General features: G+C 74.9%; 12 protein-coding genes. 3 read left to right on the plus strand and 9 right to left on the minus strand.

The genetic code is table 11. The annotated features are described in order from the left end of the window. Positions 1–113: 113 nt before the first annotated feature. Positions 114–1,874, plus strand: coding sequence for a malto-oligosyltrehalose trehalohydrolase (gene treZ, locus IE134_RS08120; protein WP_030709938.1), 1,761 nt, complete (start codon positions 114–116; stop codon positions 1,872–1,874). Positions 1,875–1,898: 24 nt separating this feature from the next. Here the strand turns inward: treZ and IE134_RS08125 are convergent, their stop codons facing one another. Beyond that, positions 1,899–3,047 (minus strand): aminopeptidase P family protein, encoded by a 1,149-nt coding sequence (locus IE134_RS08125; protein ID WP_030709936.1) that lies wholly within the window; start codon positions 3,045–3,047, stop codon positions 1,899–1,901. A 246-nt stretch (positions 3,048–3,293) separates the two neighbouring features. Further along, complete coding sequence (locus IE134_RS08130; protein ID WP_179892678.1) at positions 3,294–3,968, minus strand: nucleoside/nucleotide kinase family protein; 675 nt, start codon at positions 3,966–3,968, stop codon at positions 3,294–3,296. 101 nt (positions 3,969–4,069) lie between these two features. Between IE134_RS08130 and IE134_RS08135 the strand changes: the two genes are divergently transcribed. Next, positions 4,070–4,462 (plus strand): VOC family protein, encoded by a 393-nt coding sequence (locus IE134_RS08135; protein WP_030709928.1) that lies wholly within the window; start codon positions 4,070–4,072, stop codon positions 4,460–4,462. A gap of 25 nt (positions 4,463–4,487) precedes the next feature. Here IE134_RS08135 and IE134_RS08140 read toward each other — a convergent pair whose 3' ends face one another. Further along, on the minus strand, positions 4,488–5,423 hold the full coding sequence (locus IE134_RS08140; protein WP_098020090.1) for a TetR/AcrR family transcriptional regulator C-terminal domain-containing protein: 936 nt from the start codon (positions 5,421–5,423) through the stop codon (positions 4,488–4,490). 6 nt (positions 5,424–5,429) lie between these two features. Between IE134_RS08140 and IE134_RS08145 the strand changes: the two genes are divergently transcribed. Then, positions 5,430–6,686, plus strand: a complete 1,257-nt coding sequence (locus IE134_RS08145) for a low temperature requirement protein A (RefSeq protein WP_030709922.1) — start codon at positions 5,430–5,432, stop codon at positions 6,684–6,686. Positions 6,687–6,721: 35 nt separating this feature from the next. Here IE134_RS08145 and IE134_RS08150 read toward each other — a convergent pair whose 3' ends face one another. The 6 genes from IE134_RS08150 to IE134_RS08175 all read right to left on the minus strand — a co-directional run bounded on the left by IE134_RS08150 (position 6,722) and on the right by IE134_RS08175 (position 15,834). Then, entirely contained in the window at positions 6,722–7,648 is a 927-nt protein-coding gene (locus IE134_RS08150) for a LysR family transcriptional regulator (RefSeq protein WP_030709921.1), read from the minus strand. A gap of 48 nt (positions 7,649–7,696) precedes the next feature. Then, on the minus strand, positions 7,697–8,899 hold the full coding sequence (locus IE134_RS08155; RefSeq protein WP_189430056.1) for a glycine C-acetyltransferase: 1,203 nt from the start codon (positions 8,897–8,899) through the stop codon (positions 7,697–7,699). 44 nt (positions 8,900–8,943) lie between these two features. Continuing rightward, complete coding sequence (gene tdh, locus IE134_RS08160) at positions 8,944–9,972, minus strand: L-threonine 3-dehydrogenase (RefSeq protein WP_030709918.1); 1,029 nt, start codon at positions 9,970–9,972, stop codon at positions 8,944–8,946. A 254-nt stretch (positions 9,973–10,226) separates the two neighbouring features. Further along, positions 10,227–12,593, minus strand: coding sequence for a bifunctional serine/threonine-protein kinase/ABC transporter substrate-binding protein (locus IE134_RS08165; protein ID WP_189430058.1), 2,367 nt, complete (start codon positions 12,591–12,593; stop codon positions 10,227–10,229). Position 12,594: 1 nt separating this feature from the next. Continuing rightward, entirely contained in the window at positions 12,595–14,994 is a 2,400-nt protein-coding gene (locus IE134_RS08170; RefSeq protein WP_189430060.1) for a bifunctional serine/threonine-protein kinase/ABC transporter substrate-binding protein, read from the minus strand. 9 nt (positions 14,995–15,003) lie between these two features. Continuing rightward, positions 15,004–15,834, minus strand: a complete 831-nt coding sequence (locus IE134_RS08175; protein WP_098018837.1) for a hypothetical protein — start codon at positions 15,832–15,834, stop codon at positions 15,004–15,006. Between the last annotated feature and the right edge of the window lie 13 nt (positions 15,835–15,847).

Consider the following 15,847-nt stretch of genomic DNA (forward strand, 5'->3'; position numbering starts at 1 on the left):
GATCAGGACCAGACCTTAATCGCCGGTGGCGGGCGGCAACAGAGCCTGTCGCGAGGATCGTGGAGCCCGGCCCCGGGCGACCGCGCGCCCCGCCCAGGGACGAGGAGTGGTGGATGCAGTTCGAGGTGTGGGCCCCCGACGCGGACTCGGTCGTGCTGGAGGCGGCGGACGTCCGGTCCCCCATGGAGCGTGACGCGGAGCGCGAGGGGTGGTGGACGGCTCGGGCGGAGGCCTCGGACGGGGACCGGTACGGCTTCCGGGTGGACGACGGGCCCCTCCTGCCGGACCCCCGGTCGCGGCGGCAGCCGGACGGGCCCGACGGCCCGAGCGCGGTCGTCGACCAGGAGGCGTACGCCTGGCGCAACGGGTGGGCGGGGCGCCGGCTGAACCGGGCGGTGCTGTACGAGCTGCATGTGGGGACGTACACCCCGGAGGGCACGTTCGACGCGGCGGCGGCCCGGCTGGGCCATCTGGCGGAGCTGGGGGTCACCCATGTGTCGCTGATGCCGGTGTGCCCGTTCCCGGGGGTCAACGGCTGGGGGTACGAGGGCGTCTCGCTGTGGGCGGTGCACGAGCCGTACGGCGGGCCGGAGGGACTTAAACGCTTTGTCGACACGGCCCACGAGCTGGGGCTCGGGGTGGTCCTGGACGTCGTCCACAACCACCTGGGCCCCTCCGGCAACCACCTCCCGGCCTTCGGCCCGTACTTCACCGACACCCACCACACCCCGTGGGGCGCGGCGGTCAATCTGGACGCGCCGGGCTCGGACGAGGTGCGGGCGTTCCTGCTGGGGAGCGCCCTGGCCTGGCTGCGCGACTACCGGCTGGACGGGCTGCGGCTCGACGCGGTGCACGCACTGGCCGACACCCGGGCGCTGACGTTCCTGGAGGAGCTGTCGGCGGCGGTCGACGCGCTGGCGGTGGAGCTGGGCCGTCCGCTCGGGCTGATCGCCGAGTCCGACCTCTGCGACCCGCGCACCACGACCCCGCGCCCGGCGGGCGGCCTCGGGCTGCACGCCCAGTGGAACGACGACTTCCACCACGCCCTGCACACCGCGCTCTCCGGTGAGTCGCAGGGCTACTACGCCGACTTCGCCCGCGCCCCGCTGGCCGCCCTCGCCAAGACGGTGACGTCGGCGTTCTTCCACAACGGGACGTGGTCCAGCTTCCGGGGCCGGACCCACGGCCGCCCGGTCGACGTGTCCCGCACCCCGGCGCACCGCTTCGTCGGGTACGCGCAGACGCACGACCAGATCGGCAACCGGGCGCTGGGCGACCGGCTGGCCTCCTCCCTCTCCCCCGGCCTCCAGGCGTGCGCCGCCGCGCTCGTGCTGACCGGGCCCTTCACCCCGATGCTGTTCATGGGCGAGGAGTGGGGGGCGCGCACCCCGTGGCAGTTCTTCACCGACCACACGGATCCGGAGCTGGCCGAGGCCGTACGCAACGGCAGGCGGCGGGAGTTCGGGGCGCACGGCTGGGCGGAGGAGGAGATCCCCGACCCGCAGGACCCGGCGACCCGGGACCGGTCCTGCCTCGACTGGTCCGAGCCGGAGCGCGAACCGCACGCACGGCTGCTCGCCTGGTATCGCGAACTGATCGCGCTGCGGCGGACGTTGCCCGATCTGCACGACCCGGATCTGGCGGCGGTGAAGACCGCGTTCGACGAGGACGCGCGGTGGTTCGCGTACCGCAGGGGGGATCTGCGGGTCGTGGTGAACCTGGCGGACAAGCCCGCGGCGATCCCGCTCGGCCTCGGACGCCACCGCCGCTCCGGGGGGCGGGTGCTGGCGGCCTGGGAACCGGTCGAGGCACCGGGTCCTGACGGGGTGCTGCACCTGCCGCCGGAGTCGTGCGTGGTGCTCGCGGACGACTGAACTCCCTCATCCGCGCTCCCGCTCCTACTCCACGACGGCCAGTTCGCGGGCGGTGGTGTTGAGCCGCCGCCCGCCGTCCTCGGTCACCGCCACGATGTCCTCGATCCGGACACCGAAGCGGCCGGGGAGGTAGATGCCCGGCTCCACGGAAAAGCACATGCCGGGGACGAGCGGCTGCTCCTCGCCCTCGATCATGTAGGGCGGCTCGTGGGTGGTGACGCCGATGCCGTGGCCGGTGCGGTGGATGAACCGGTCGCCGTAGCCGAATTCGGTGATCACCGCGCGCGCGGCCCGGTCGATCTCCTGGCAGGCGACGCCGGGCCGGACGGCGGCGCAGCCCGCCTGCTGGGCCTCGCGGACGATGTCGTGGACCCGCTGCTCCTCGGCGGTGGGCTCGCCGACATGGACCGTACGGGAGGTGTCGGAGCCGTAACCGTGCTTCAGACCGCCGAAGTCGAGGACCACCATGTCGCCGCGCTCGATGGTGCGTTCGCCCGCCTCGTGGTGCGGGTTGGCCCCGTTGGGGCCGGATCCGACGACGGTGAAGTCCACCTGGGAGTGCCCGAACTCCCGCAGCAGCGCGGCGAGATCCATGGCCACGTCGACCTCCCGGCGGCCGGAGAAGCGCACCTTGAGGATTTCGTCGTACGTGGCGTCGGCGGCGGCCCCGGCGGCGGCGAGCCGTTCCAGCTCGGCGGCGTCCTTCACCGCGCGGAGCATCGGCAGGGCCTCGGTGAGCGCGGTGTAGGAGGTGCCGGGCAACTGCCGCTGGAGGCCCAGCAGATGCATGGCCCAGGCGTTGTCGCTGACGCCGAAGCGGCCCTCGGCCGCCAGCAGCGGGGCGGTCACCTCGTACGGGTCCTTGCCGTCGGTCCAGTCCCGCAGGGTCAGCGCGGGCGCCCCGGTGGCGGCGGCCGCGTCGGGGGCCTCCAGGGTCGGGACCACCAGCACCGGGTCGTGGCCGGCCCGCAGCACGAGGAGGGTGAGGCGCTCGGTGCTCACGGGGCGGTAGCCGGTGAGGTGGACGAGGTCGGGGCCCGGCGCGACGATCACCCCGGCGAGCCCGGCCTCGGCGGCGGACTCGGCGGCCCGTGCCATCCGGGCCCGGTAGTCGTCGGCGGTGAAGGGCGGGGGCGGAGCGGACTGCTGGGCGAACGGGCTCGGGCTCGACATCAGGACCTCCTGGCGGTGCGACACGGCACACAGCATCCTGCCCGCCCGGCCGGGCGTACGCGACCGGCTTCCGGCCGCGTGTCAGACCTCGGTGTGTCCGCGACCGGCTTCCGGCCCGGCGTGCCTGCCGGGGCGTCAGCCGTCGGTCGCGCCGGTCGCTGTCAGACCTCGGTCACCGTCAGACCTCGGTCGCCGTCAGGCCTCGGTCGCCGTCAGGCCTCGGTCGCCGTCAGGTCTCGGTCGCCGTCAGGCCTCGGTCGCCGTCGGCCGTCGCCCGCCGGGCAGCCGCACGATCAGGTCCGCCCGGTCACGGCCCCGCTCGACCAGCCGGGCGTTCGCCTCGTCGGACCGGGCCACCCACTCCTCCGCGTCGCGCCGGAGCCTGCCGTGGTGCACATGCCGGTCGACAAGTCGACGTACCCGGACCTCCGGGTCGAGATCCAGGAACCACACCTCGTCCAGCAGTCCGCGCACCGGGGCCCAGGGCCCGTCGTCGAGCAGCAGGTAGTTGCCCTCGGTGACGACGAGCGGGACGTCCGGCGGGACGGGCAGCGACCCGGCGACCGGCTCCTCCAGGGACCGGTCGAAGGCCGGGGCGTAGACCGCGTGCACCGGGTCCGGCGCCCGCAGCCGCCGCAGCAGGGCCCCGTACCCGGCCGCGTCGAAGGTGTCGGGCGCGCCCTTGCGGTCGGCGCGGCCGAGGCGGTCCAGCTCGGCGGCGGCCAGATGGAAGCCGTCCATCGGGACGAGGGCGGCGCGTCCGTCCAGGGCCGCGACCAGCCGGTCCGCCAGAGTGGACTTCCCGGCCCCGGGCGGGCCCGCGATCCCGAGGATGCGCCGCTGTCCGGTGTCCGCGAGGGCGCGGGCCCGGTCGTTCAGCGCGGCCCGGCCGCCGGTGCTCGTAGCGTCCACGAAGTCCATGCGGCGCATTGTGCCCGGAGGCCGGGGACCGACGCGTTAGTGTTACGTATAACGTCATGACTCCCGGCCCCCGCCGCCCCAGAGCTTCCGAAAGGCCCCCCATGTCCCACATCGCCCTGGTCACCCTGGTCGTCCGCGACTACGACGAGGCGCTCGCGTTCTACCGCGACGCGCTCGGCTTCGAGCTGGTGGAGGACACCGACCGGGGCGACGGCACCCGCTGGGTGATGGTGCGCCCGCGCGGGGCGGCGGACGGCACGGGGCTGCTGCTGGCCCGGGCGAAGGACGAGGCGCAGGCCGGGGCCGTGGGCGCGCAGACGGGCGGCCGGGTCGGCTTCTTCCTGCACACCGAGGACTTCGCGGCCGACCACGCGCGGATGCGCGCGGCCGGGGTGCGCTTCCTGGAGGAGCCGCGCCACGAGACGTACGGCTCGGTCGCGGTCTTCGAGGACCTGTACGGCAACCGGTGGGATCTGCTCCAGCCGGCCGGCTGACTCCGTGGCGGCCACGCCGTGACGGTCATCGGCTCCCGGGCCGCTCGATGAGTGAGGCGACCCCGTCCAGCAGCCGGGCGAGCCCGAATTCGAAGAGCGTGTCGAGTTCGAGGTCGAATTCCTCCTCGCCGAAGAGCGTGGACAGGTTCGGATAGGAACCGGCAGCCTGGATCTCCGCCAGCCGCAGTTCGTTGGAGGCCATCCACTCCTCGGGCGTCATGCCGGTGTCCTGCCGGGCCTGCGCCTCCAGCTCGACGGCCGCCGCGACGCCCTGGGCGCATCCGTGAAGGGCGAGGTGGACGTGGATGATCTGGTCCGGGGTCAGACCCGGGCCCTTGAGGGCGGCGAGGACCCGCTCGGTGTACCGCATCGCATGGGGCGAGGCCATCGGCCGGGTGAGGGCGGCCATGGCTCGCGCCAGCCAGGGGTGGCGCTGATAGCGGGTCCACAACCACCGTGCTTCCCGCTCCAGTTGGGCGCGCCAGCCGGAGGGCCGGGACCCCGGCGGTTCTCCGTCGAACACCGCCTCCGACATCAGCCGTACGAGCTCGCCCTTGCTCGGGACGTGGCGGTGGAGCGCCATGGTGGAGACGCCGAAGTCGGTGGCGACCCGGCGCATGGAGAGCGCCGCGAGTCCTTCGGAGTCGACGAGGGCGATCGCCGCGCGGATGATGCGGTCGCGGGTGAGTCCGCGGTGGGGAGCCGCGTCCCGTTCCCTCCCCGACGCGGCGACCACGGTGCCGACGCCGGGCACCGCGCGCACCAGACCGTCCTGTTGCAGCGTGGCGAGCGCCTTCGTCGCGGTCGCCATGGCGACGCCCCAGTCCTGGGTGATACGCCGGGTGGAAGGGACGCGGGCGCCGGGCCGACGCCCCTGGTCCGGACGGCCGGGGGCGTCGGCATTCGGCAGTCGGCATTCGGCCCACAGCCGAGGCGCGGCCGGACCCCGTCCGATGACCATGGGTCCATGGAGGCCAAGGAGTCCACGGGGAGCGTCGCACCGGCCGAGCGGCACGCCGGCTGGAACGAGCTGTTCTTCGACCTCGTCGTCGTCGCCGGGGCCGGCCAGCTGGCCCGGCTGCTGCACGACGGCCCCCAGCCGGCGGACCTCGCCCTGTACGCGGTGGTCTACCTGGCCTTCTGGACCACCTGGGCCGGGTTCGCCGTCTACGGGGACATCGCGGCCTCCGAGACCCGGGTCCGCACGCTGCTGATCGCGATGTTCGGCATGGCCGTGATGGCCGCCTCCGTGCACACCGTCCAGTCGAGCCACGCGACCGCCTTCGTCATCGCCTATGTGGCGCTGCGCTGGCAGGCGGGCCAGGTCTGGCGGCGGGGCAGCATCGTGGTGGACTGGCCGCTGGCCCAGTTCGGGGCGGGCGCGGTGCCCTGGCTCGTCTCGCTCTTCGTGGACACCCCGCTGCGCTACTGGCTCTGGGCGCTCGGCATCGCGCTGGACATCGTCACCCTGCTGGTCTCCACCCGCGAGCGCACCCTGCGGCGGGCGGGCGAACGGGCCGCGCGCCGCCGCGACGGCCGCCCGCCGCCGGGCCCCGCGCACGGTCCCGTCGCCGAACCGCCCCGGCTCGGCGAGTCGCGGATCGACGCCGCGCACATGGGCGAACGCCTCGGGCTGTACGTGATCATCGTGCTGGGCGAGGGCGTCATCCAGATCATCGACGCGGCGTCCGAGCGCGACGGCTGGGACGGGCCGCTCGCCGCCACCGGCCTCGGGGCGTTCGGGCTGCTGGCCGCGATCTGCACGCTGAGCCTGCTCTACGGCACCAACGGCATCCCCCATCTGCGCAAGGGAGCGCTCGCGCCGAGGCTGGCGATGCTGCTGCACGCGGTGATGACCGGCTTCCTGGTCGCGCTGGCAACCGCGCTGGGTTCGGCGGTCGCGCATGTCGACGACGTGCTGCCGAAGGGCCGGCACTGGCTGCTGTGCGGGGCGATGGCGGGGTATTTCGCGGCCGGTCTGGTGGCGGCGCTTCCGCTCGCGGACCGGTCCGACCGGATCTGGCTGCTGGGGTGGGCACTGCCGTGCCTGGCGGTGTCGGTGGCGCTGGCCCCGCTCGGGGCGGCGCTGCCGGCCTGGGCGACGATCTGGATCCTGGTGGCGCTGGTCTGCTGGCAGATCGCCTACGACCCGGGGGCTCCGGGAGCGGGTCCGGCGGGGCGACGGGGGCGCAGGCTCCGGCGGACGGTGCCTCGGGTTGCCTGACGGGCCCTGGGGCGCCGGGCCCTACGGCCCTGGGGTCACGCCCGGGCGGCCAGCCCCGCCTCGCGTACGGCCACCGCCTCCATCGCGTCCAGCACCGGCCGGATCAGCGGATGGCCCTCGGCCCCCTGGCGTACGGCCGCGAAGACCCGGCGGGTGGGGGCGCTGCCCTCGACCGGGCGGACGACGACCCCGGTCAGCTCCATCCCGCGCAGCGCGGAGCGGGGCACCAGCGCCACCCCGGCATCCGCCCCGGCCAGGGCGACCACCGCGTGGAAGTCGTCCGACGAGTGGTCCAGGCGCGGGGCGAAACCGGCGTACTCGCAGGCCAGGACCACCACGTCATGGCAGGGGTTGCCCGGGTAGGGCCCGATCCACGGGTCCTTCGCCAGGTCCGCGACCGCCACCTGGGCCTGGTCGGCGAGGCGGTGGCCCACCGGGAGCACCGCGTCGAACGGCTCCGAGTACAGCGGGACGCGGGTGAGCCGGCGGTCGTCCTCGGCGGGCGCGCCCCGGTATTCGACGGCGACCGCCACATCCACCTGCCGGTCAAGGACCATCGGCACGCTCGCGTCGCCCTCCGCGTCCTGGACCTTGACCCGGATGCCGGGCGCGGTGCGGGCCAGCTCGGTGAGGGCGGGGGCGAGGACGAGGCCGATGCCGGTGGCGAACGCGGCGACCGTGACCGTACCGGCGACGCCCGCGCTGTAGTCGGCCAGCTCCGCCTCGGCCCGCTCCAGCTGGGCGAGGACCAGGTTGGTGTGGCTGAGCAGGATCTCCCCGGCGGCGGTGAGCCGGGCGCCGCGCGCCCCGCGTTCGACGAGGCGGTGGCCGGTCTCCTGCTCCAGGGCGGCGAGCTGCTGGGAGACGGCTGAGGGGGTCAGGTACAACGCGGCGGCGGCCGCGGTCACCGTGCGGTGGTCGGCCACCGCACGGAGGATTCGCAGCCGCCGCGCATCGATCATGTGCCCATTGTCCCAGGTGGTGGCGGAACCACCGACCCGGTCGGCAGGTCAGGCGGCTTTCGCCTCCAGCGCGGTCCGGGCGTCGACGAACGCGTCCACGGCGCGGTTCACATCGGCGGTGGAGTGCGCGGCCGAGAGCTGGACGCGGATGCGGGCCGCGCCCTGCGGGACGACGGGGTACGAGAAGCCGATCACGTACACACCGCGCTCCAGGAGCAGTTCCGCCATCCGGCCCGCCTTGCCCGCGTCGCCGATCATGACGGGGGCGATGGCGTGGTCGCCGGGGAGGATGTCGAAGCCCTCGGCGGTCATCCGGGTGCGGAACAGCTCGGTGTTGGCGGCGAGCTGCTCGCGCAGGTCCCCGGCGGACTCCAGCAGGTCGATGACCTTGAGGGAGGCGGCGGCGATGACCGGGGCGAGGGTGTTGGAGAAGAGGTACGGGCGCGAGCGCTGGCGCAGCAGGGCGACGATCTCCGCGCGGGCCGCGACGTAACCGCCGGAGGCTCCGCCGAGCGCCTTGCCGAGGGTGCCGGTGATGATGTCGACCCGGTCCATCACGCCGTGCAGCTCGGGCGTGCCCCGGCCGCCGGGGCCGACGAAGCCGACGGCGTGGGAGTCGTCGACCATGACCATGGCGTCGTAGCGGTCGGCCAGGTCGCAGATCTCCTGGAGCGGGGCGACGTACCCGTCCATGGAGAAGACGCCGTCGGTGACGATGAGGCGGCGGCGCGCGCCGGACGCCTCCTTGAGCTGCGTCTCCAGTTCGGCCATGTCGCGATTGGCGTAGCGGTGGCGCTTGGCCTTGGAGAGCCGGATGCCGTCGATGATGGAGGCGTGGTTGAGGGCGTCGGAGATGACCGCGTCCTCGGGGCCGAGCAGGGTCTCGAAGACTCCGCCGTTGGCGTCGAAGCAGGAGGAGTAGAGGATCGTGTCCTCCTGGCCGAGGAAGGCCGAGAGCCGCTGCTCCAGCTCCTTGTGGACCTCCTGGGTGCCGCAGATGAAGCGGACCGAGGCCATCCCGTAGCCCCAGCGGTCCAGCGCCTCGTGGGCGGCGGCGATGACCTCGGGGTGGTCGGCGAGGCCGAGGTAGTTGTTGGCGCAGAAGTTGAGGACCTCGCCGGGGCGGCCGCCGGAGGTGACCTCGACGGTCGCGGACTGCGGGGTGCCGATCACGCGCTCGGGCTTGTGCAGCCCGGCGGCGCGGATCTCGTCGAGGGTGGTGCGCAGATCGTCGCGTACGGAGTCGAACATGCGGATTCCTTAGGAGATCAGGTAACGGACCAGGTGGGAGACGGTCAGACGGTCCAGTCGAGGATGACCTTGCCGCCGAGGCCGCTCGCCGCGTCGTCGAAGGCGGCCTCGAAGTCGCGGAAGCCGTACCGGCCGGTGATCACGGGGGCGAGGTCGAGGCCGCCCTCCAGCAGGACGGACATGGCGTACCAGGTCTCGTACATCTCGCGGCCGTAGATGCCCTTGATGGTGATCATCGAGGTGACGATGCGGGCCCAGTCGACGGCGAACTCCTCGGCGGGCAGGCCGAGCATGGCGATCCGGCCGCCGTGCGTCATGTTCGCGACCATGTCGCGCATCGCCTCGGGGCGGCCGGACATCTCCAGGCCGATGTCGAAGCCCTCGCGCAGGCCGAGTTCGCGCTGCCCGTCCGCGATGGTGCGGTCGGCGACGTTCAGGGCGAGGCTGACGCCGACCTTGCGGGCCAGGGCGAGGCGGGCCTCGCTGACGTCGGTGATGACGACGTTGCGGGCGCCGGCGTGCTTGGCGACGGCGGCGGCCATGATGCCGATCGGGCCCGCGCCGGTGATCAGGACGTCCTCGCCGACGAGCGGGAAGGAGAGCGCGGTGTGCACGGCGTTGCCGAACGGGTCGAAGATCGCCGCGATGTCGAGGTCGACGGGGACCCGGTGCACCCACACGTTGGAGGCGGGCAGGACGACGTACTCCGCGAACGCCCCGTCGCGGCCGACCCCGAGGCCGATCGTGGAGCGGCAGAGGTGGCGGCGGCCGGCGAGACAGTTGCGGCACTTGCCGCAGACGAGGTGGCCCTCGCCGCTGACCAGGTCGCCGGTGGCGATGTCGGCGACGTCGGAGCCGATCGCGGCGACCTCGCCGACGAACTCGTGGCCGAGGATCAGCGGGGTGGTGACCGCCTGCTGGGCCCAGCCGTCATAGGCGCGGATGTGCAGGTCGGTGCCGCAGATGCCGGTGCGCAGGACCTTGATCAGGACGTCGGAGGGGCCGTACTCCGGCTCCGGCACGTCCATCAGCCACAGTCCGGGCTCGGCCTTCTGCTTGACGAGTGCCTTCACGGCTGTGGCTCCCTGACGTCGGTACGCGAGTGAATACCCCGGGCCGCGGGGCATGTCGGAGAACCCTGTGGCCCGGGGTGGTCTTGGGTGTCACCCCCCATGGTGGGGGTTCGGCGGGACGGGACGGAGCATCTCGGAAAGCTCCACGCGCCGTCCCCGGCCGTCACCGAGAAGGCTGCCGTACGGCGGGGTCCCCGGTCCATCGAGGATTTCTTAAGCGCCGCCGCAGGAGATCTTCACACCTGGCCGGGGCTTCACCGACCGCTGCCGCCGGACGCCTCCCGGACCTCCCCGTACGGGCCCAGGAAGCGGGGGCGGCCGTTCTCGATCCGGTGGAGGAAGATCCCGCCCGGGATGCGCACCTGGCGGGTCGAGGCGTCGAAGGCGAGGGTCCGCACGATCCCCCGGTGCTCGGTGCGCACGAGCCGCCCGCCGATACCGCTGCGCACCTCGCCGGATGCGCTGGTGGTCCCGGCGGCGCGGGCGATGAGTCCGACCGCGTCGTACGCCTCGGCGGCCCAGGTCGCCGGGGGTGCGCCGAAGCGCTTGCGGTGGGCGGCGGTGAACGCCCGGACCGCGGGGAGGGCGGCGGGGTCGGCGTACGCCTCGGCGAAGACCCAGCCGTCGGCCGCCGCGCCCGCCCCGTCGAGGAAGGCGGGCCCGAGGGCGGGGCCGACACCGACCCGGGCGCCGGTGAAGCCCTCGCCCGCGAGTGCGGTGGCGAGGCGGGCTGCCCGGGACGGGTCGCCGCCCCCGAGCACCACGGCGTCCGCCCCGCTGCTCACGGCCTTACGGGCGACCGCCCCGAAGCCCGCGTCGCCCCGGGCGAGGGGGTGTTCGAGGAGCGTGGCACCGGTGGGGGTGGCCTCGCGGAACGCGCTCCCGATCTCCCCCGCGAGCCCGGGATCGGCGGCGTCCTCGACGAGGAGGATGCGGGTCGCGGGGCGGGTGCTGGTCAGGTAGCCGATCAGGCCGGGGGTGAGCATGCGGTCCAGGGGGCGGGTGAGACAGAGGTTCAGCCCGGTGCCGGACTCGACGGTGCTGGTTCCGGCCGCGACGACGACGGTGGCGAGGCGCGCCTCTCCGTAGCGCTGGACGAGGTCCGCGCGCAGGACTGCGCCGGTCGGCCCGAGGACCGCGACGACCGCGGGATCGGCGGCCAGCCGCCCGGCCACCCGGAGCGCCGCCGCCGGGTCGCCCGCGTCGTCCTCGGTGCGCAGGGCGAGCCGGAACGCCGTGTCCTCGCGGGAGTTGTGGTCGGCGACGGCGAGCTGGGCGCCGCGCTGATGGGCCAGCCCGGTGGCCCGGCCGGGTCCGCCGAGGTCGGCGTGGAGCCCGATCGTGTACGTGGGCGACTCCCCGGACCCGGCCGGGGAACCGCCCGCCCGGCCGCCGCGCCCCCGCAGGGCGTTCCAGCCCGCGGCGGATCCGCCGACGAGGAGGACGGCCCCGGCGGCCGCGCCGGTCAGAACCCGGCGACGGGTGGGCCCGCCTTCCTGGCCTGTGGCTTCGTGCCCGGCGGTTGCGTCCCCGGCAGGGGTGAGCGTGGTGGGCAGCGGCTCGGGGTCCGGCAGCGCGAGGGCGGCGGCGGACCGCTCGGCGATCAGGGCGGGGAGGCCGGCGGGGGGCTGCCAGGGGGTGGGGGCTGGGGCGGGTGCTTCGCTCGGGTGCGGCGTCCGCGGCCGAGCCGGGTCCAGGGGCTCGCCCGGGGCCGGGGCGGCGCGGAGGGACTCGCGGGGATCCGACGGCCTCGGCCGGGCTGGGGCAGGGGCCCGGAAGTCGCCCGGGTGCGGGGTCTCGCCCGGGTCCGGGGCCGGCTCCCCGTCCGCCGCCGTCGCGTCGCGGAGCCGGCTCGCGGTCGGCCGGGCGGCCGGGTCCTTCGCGAGGCAGGCGGCGATCAGAGGGGTCAGGTGGGACGGGACGCCCGTCAGGTCCGGCTCCTCGTGGACCGTACGGAACAGGGCACCCGCCCCGCCGCCCTCGCCGAACGGCCCCCGCCCGGTCGCCGCGTACACGAGGACGCAGCCGAGGGAGAACACGTCGCACGGCGGCCCCAGCGGCCCGGCCGATGCCTGCTCGGGGGCCAGGTAGCCGGGCGTCCCGATCACCGCGCCGGTGGCGGTCAGCGCGGTGGCGCCCTCGTGGCGGGCGATCCCGAAGTCGATGAGGCGGGGGCCGTCGAGCGCGAGGAGCACGTTGCCGGGTTTGACGTCGCGGTGGATCAGCCCGGCCTCGTGGACCGCGGCGAGAGCCTCGGCGAGCCGGCTCCCGAGCGCCCGGACGGTGACCGGGGGCAGCGGGCCGCCGGCCGTCACCACCTGGGCCAGCGAGGGTCCGGGGACGAATGCGGTCGCCAGCCACGGTTCGCGGGCCTCGGTGTCGGCGCCGAGCACCGGGACCACCCAGGGCCCGGTGATCCGGGCGGCCGCCTCGGCCTCGCGACGGAACCGGGCCCGGAAGCCGGGGTCGGCGGCGTGCTCGGCCCGGATCACCTTCACGGCGGCGAGCGACCCGCCCGCCGAGCGCGCCAGGTAGACCACGCCCATGCCGCCCGCGCCGAGCCGGACGAGGGTGCGGTAGGGGCCGACGGTGCGGGGGTCCTCGGAGGTGAGAGGCCGCACGTCAGCTCTCCGGTTTCGGGGCGGGGCCGAGGTAGCGGAGGCGGCCGTCCTCCACCCGGTACAAGTGGGCTTCCCGGCTGACGAGTTGCTGACGTTCCTTGTCGAACGCGTAGGAGCGCGAGACCCCTTCGTACCGGGCGCCGGCGATCGCGGCGGTGAGCGCGGACCGGGTGGGCCGGCCGTCGCCGGAGGGCGTGACACTCGCGGACGCCCCCTTGGCCGCGGGCGTCGCCCCCTTGGCCGCCGCCTCCGCGAGGCCGGCCAGTTCGCGGGCGACGAGCCCGGCCACGTCGTACGCCTCGGCGGACCAGGCGGCGGGCGCGGCGCCGAAGCGTTTGCGGTGGGCGGCGGCGAACGTCGCGGCGGCCGGGGCGTTGGCGTCGATGAACGGGGCGACGAACTCCCAGCCGTCGGCTGCCGCGCCCGCCTGTTCGAGGAACTCCGGCCCCATGACGGCATGTTGGGCCATGCATGGTCCGGCGAAGGAGAGGTCGGCCAGGATGCGGGCGACCCGGGCGGCGCCGGTTGCGTCACCGGCGTAGAAGAGGGCGTCGCTCCGATGCGCGAGGAGGTCGGTGATGACCGGGTCGAAGACGGTGGTCCCGGCGGGCACCACGCGGGGGTGGGTGGTACCGGTGGTGAGGCTGGGGGTCAGCAGGTTGGCCGAGTAGCCCGACTGGTAGGCCGCCTGCCCGCCGGCCCGGTCGATCAGGACGCCCAGCCGCTCGACGTCGGGGCGCAGGAGAAGGCGGTTGACGATGGGGACGGCGAGCGAGGCGTAGGAGGGGGCGGCCTGGAAGAAGGAGGCGTTCGCGCGGCGCGGGAAGGCTATTTGGAGGGCCGACACCGTGAGGACCGGCATCACGGCTTCGTCGTACGCGGACAGGGCGGCCCCCGCCGACTCGTCGCTCGTGGGGCCGATGACCGCGACGACCTCCGGATCATGGGCGAACTCCTCGGCGACCCGGGCCGAGCGGGCGGGGTCCCCTTGGTCGTCGAGGACCTTCACGGCGAGCCGGAAGGGCTGGTCGTCGGGGGAGTTGAAGCGGTCGACGGCGAGCCGGACGCCGCGTTCCTGGGCGCGTCCGGCGGCGCTGAGGGGGCCGGTGAGGTCGGCGTGCACGCCGATGATCAGGCGCCGTCCGCCCGGAGCCCCGTCGCCGCCTGCCCCTTCCGCTTCGTCGCCGGTGAGCCGTACGGCGGCGAAGGCTCCGCCGCCGAGGGCGAGAGCGCCGCCGGCCGCGATGAGCAGGAACCGCCGTCGGCCGGGGGCGGGTTGCGGAGGCCCGGGCTCCTCGGCGACGGCGACGGTGGCGTCGATGGCGGGCAGGGCCAGGAGCGCGGCGGCCCGGTCCGCGATGATCCGGACGACGTCCTCGGGCAGCCAGTCGGCGGTGGCCCCGGCGGGCAGGTCCTCGGCGATCAGGGTGTCGAGGTCGGCGGCGGCTGGACGCTCGCCGGGGTCCTTGGCGAGGCACCGCTCCAGCAGCGCGCGCAGTACGGGGTCCTCGACGCCGCCGAGGTCGGGGGCGTCGTGCACGGTGCGGTAGAGGACGGCGTCGACCGCACCGCTGCCGAAGGGCGGCCGGCCGGTGGCCGCGTAGGCCAGGAGACAGCCGAGCGAAAAGACGTCCCCGGCGGATCCGGGAGGGCCGGTGGGGCCGACGGACCCGGGAGACCCGGTGGGGCCGGGCGGCCCGGTGGGGCCCGGAGACCCGGTAGGGCCCGGAGACCCGGTGGGGCCCGGAGACCCGGTAGGGCCAGCAGACCCTGCCGCCCCGGCGGACCCAGTGGCCTCGGCCGCCCCGGCGGACCCGGCCGGCCCGGTGGCCCCGCCCGCGCCCCCGGCCACCCCCTCCGGCGGCAGAAACCCCGGCGTCCCCACGATCAGCCCCGTGGCGGTCAGGGCGGTCGCGTCGGCGGCGCGGGCGATCCCGAAGTCGATCAGCCGGGGCCCGCTCGCCGTCAGCAGGACGTTGCCCGGTTTCACGTCGCGGTGGACGAGCCCGGCGGCGTGCACGGCGGCCAGGGCGCGGGCGACCAGTCGGCCGAGGACGGTGACGCTGCGCACGGGCAGCGGTCCGCGTCGGGCGACGACGTCGGACAGCGTCGGCCCCGGGACGAACTCGGTCGCGAGCCAAGGCCGTTCGGCCTCCGTGTCGGCGCCGGTGACGGACACGGCCCAGGGGCTGTCGACCCGGCGGGCGGCCTCGGCCTCACGGCGGAAGCGGGCCCGGAAGTCCTCGTCCCCGGCGTACTCGGGCAGGATCACCTTGATCGCGGCGAGCGCTCCGGCATCGGTGCGGCCGAGGTAGACGACACCCATGCCGCCGGCTCCGAGGCGGCCGAGGAGCCGGTGGCCGGCGATCCGGGCGGGGTCGGTGGGTCGCAGGTCGTCCATCGCCGGGCCTCAGCTCTGCTTCTCGACGGCGGATTCCAGCCGGACCAGCATGGCGGCCTGCGCCTGGACGACCAGGTTGTCGATCTCGTCCCGAGTACGCCCCTTCGCCCCCTTGCCGGTCACGGCGACGGTGAACTGGAGGGTCTGCGCCTGCTGCCAGGCGTAGTGGTGCGGCCCGCCGAGTTCGGAACTCCGGTACTCCCCCACCTCACTGAGGGCGTCCTCGGAGTTGGTCTGGGTGGCCTCGCCGCCGAACAGCGCGGCGGCGACCATGGATCCGATCAGTTCACCCTCGCGCAGCTGCTGCGTGGGGCAGCGCATCGTCTCCTCGATCGACTCCGCCATCTCCCAGGCCGCGTCCTGGCGGGTGCGGTGCACGGTGACGACGGCGCCGAGGCGCACCGGCCCCTTGCCCGCCGCCGCGGGCACCTCGAACGACCGGGTGAGGGTGGCCAGGACGCTGTGGCCGGGCTTCCGCTGCTGCCAGACGCAGTCCTCGCCGAGCACGGGCCAGGTGTCCGGGCCGCTCTCGTACGGGCTCCGCTTCACCACCCCGGGACCGAAGCTGTCGGGGTCGGCGATGACCCGGTCGATGAGATCCAGTGCCGCGGCCCGGGTCGTGGGGAACCGGGCGGGGTCGGGGTCCGGTGTCTTCGTCGGCTCGGCGGACGGTTCGGCGTCGGTGCCGGCCACGGAGTCCGGGGCCGCGCTCGCCGAGGCGCCCCGCCGCTCCGTCGTCCCGGGTTCGTCCGCCGCACCCGTACAACCGGCCAGCAGCACGGCGGCCAGGGCGAGAGACAGCGCGAACCGGCCCCCTCTTAACGGCACGTGACAGGTCACAGCGCTTCCCCCG

The sequence above is a fragment of the Streptomyces rubiginosohelvolus genome (genome assembly GCF_014649875.1).
Taxonomy (GTDB): Bacteria; Actinomycetota; Actinomycetes; order Streptomycetales; family Streptomycetaceae; genus Streptomyces; species Streptomyces rubiginosohelvolus.

Bases quoted from the DNA above. Each gene is read 5' to 3' on its own strand.
- IE134_RS08125 (WP_030709936.1), bottom strand. From the start codon at position 3,047: ATGTCGAGCCCGAGCCCGTTCGCCCAGCAGTCCGCTCCGCCCCCGCCC.
- IE134_RS08170 (WP_189430060.1), bottom strand. From the start codon at position 14,994: ATGGACGACCTGCGACCCACCGACCCCGCCCGGATCGCCGGCCACCGG.
- IE134_RS08155 (WP_189430056.1), bottom strand. From the start codon at position 8,899: ATGTTCGACTCCGTACGCGACGATCTGCGCACCACCCTCGACGAGATC.
- IE134_RS08130 (WP_179892678.1), bottom strand. From the start codon at position 3,968: ATGGACTTCGTGGACGCTACGAGCACCGGCGGCCGGGCCGCGCTGAAC.
- IE134_RS08140 (WP_098020090.1), bottom strand. From the start codon at position 5,423: ATGGTCATCGGACGGGGTCCGGCCGCGCCTCGGCTGTGGGCCGAATGC.
- IE134_RS08150 (WP_030709921.1), bottom strand. From the start codon at position 7,648: ATGATCGATGCGCGGCGGCTGCGAATCCTCCGTGCGGTGGCCGACCAC.
- IE134_RS08135 (WP_030709928.1), top strand. From the start codon at position 4,070: ATGTCCCACATCGCCCTGGTCACCCTGGTCGTCCGCGACTACGACGAG.
- IE134_RS08145 (WP_030709922.1), top strand. From the start codon at position 5,430: ATGGAGGCCAAGGAGTCCACGGGGAGCGTCGCACCGGCCGAGCGGCAC.
- treZ (WP_030709938.1), top strand. From the start codon at position 114: ATGCAGTTCGAGGTGTGGGCCCCCGACGCGGACTCGGTCGTGCTGGAG.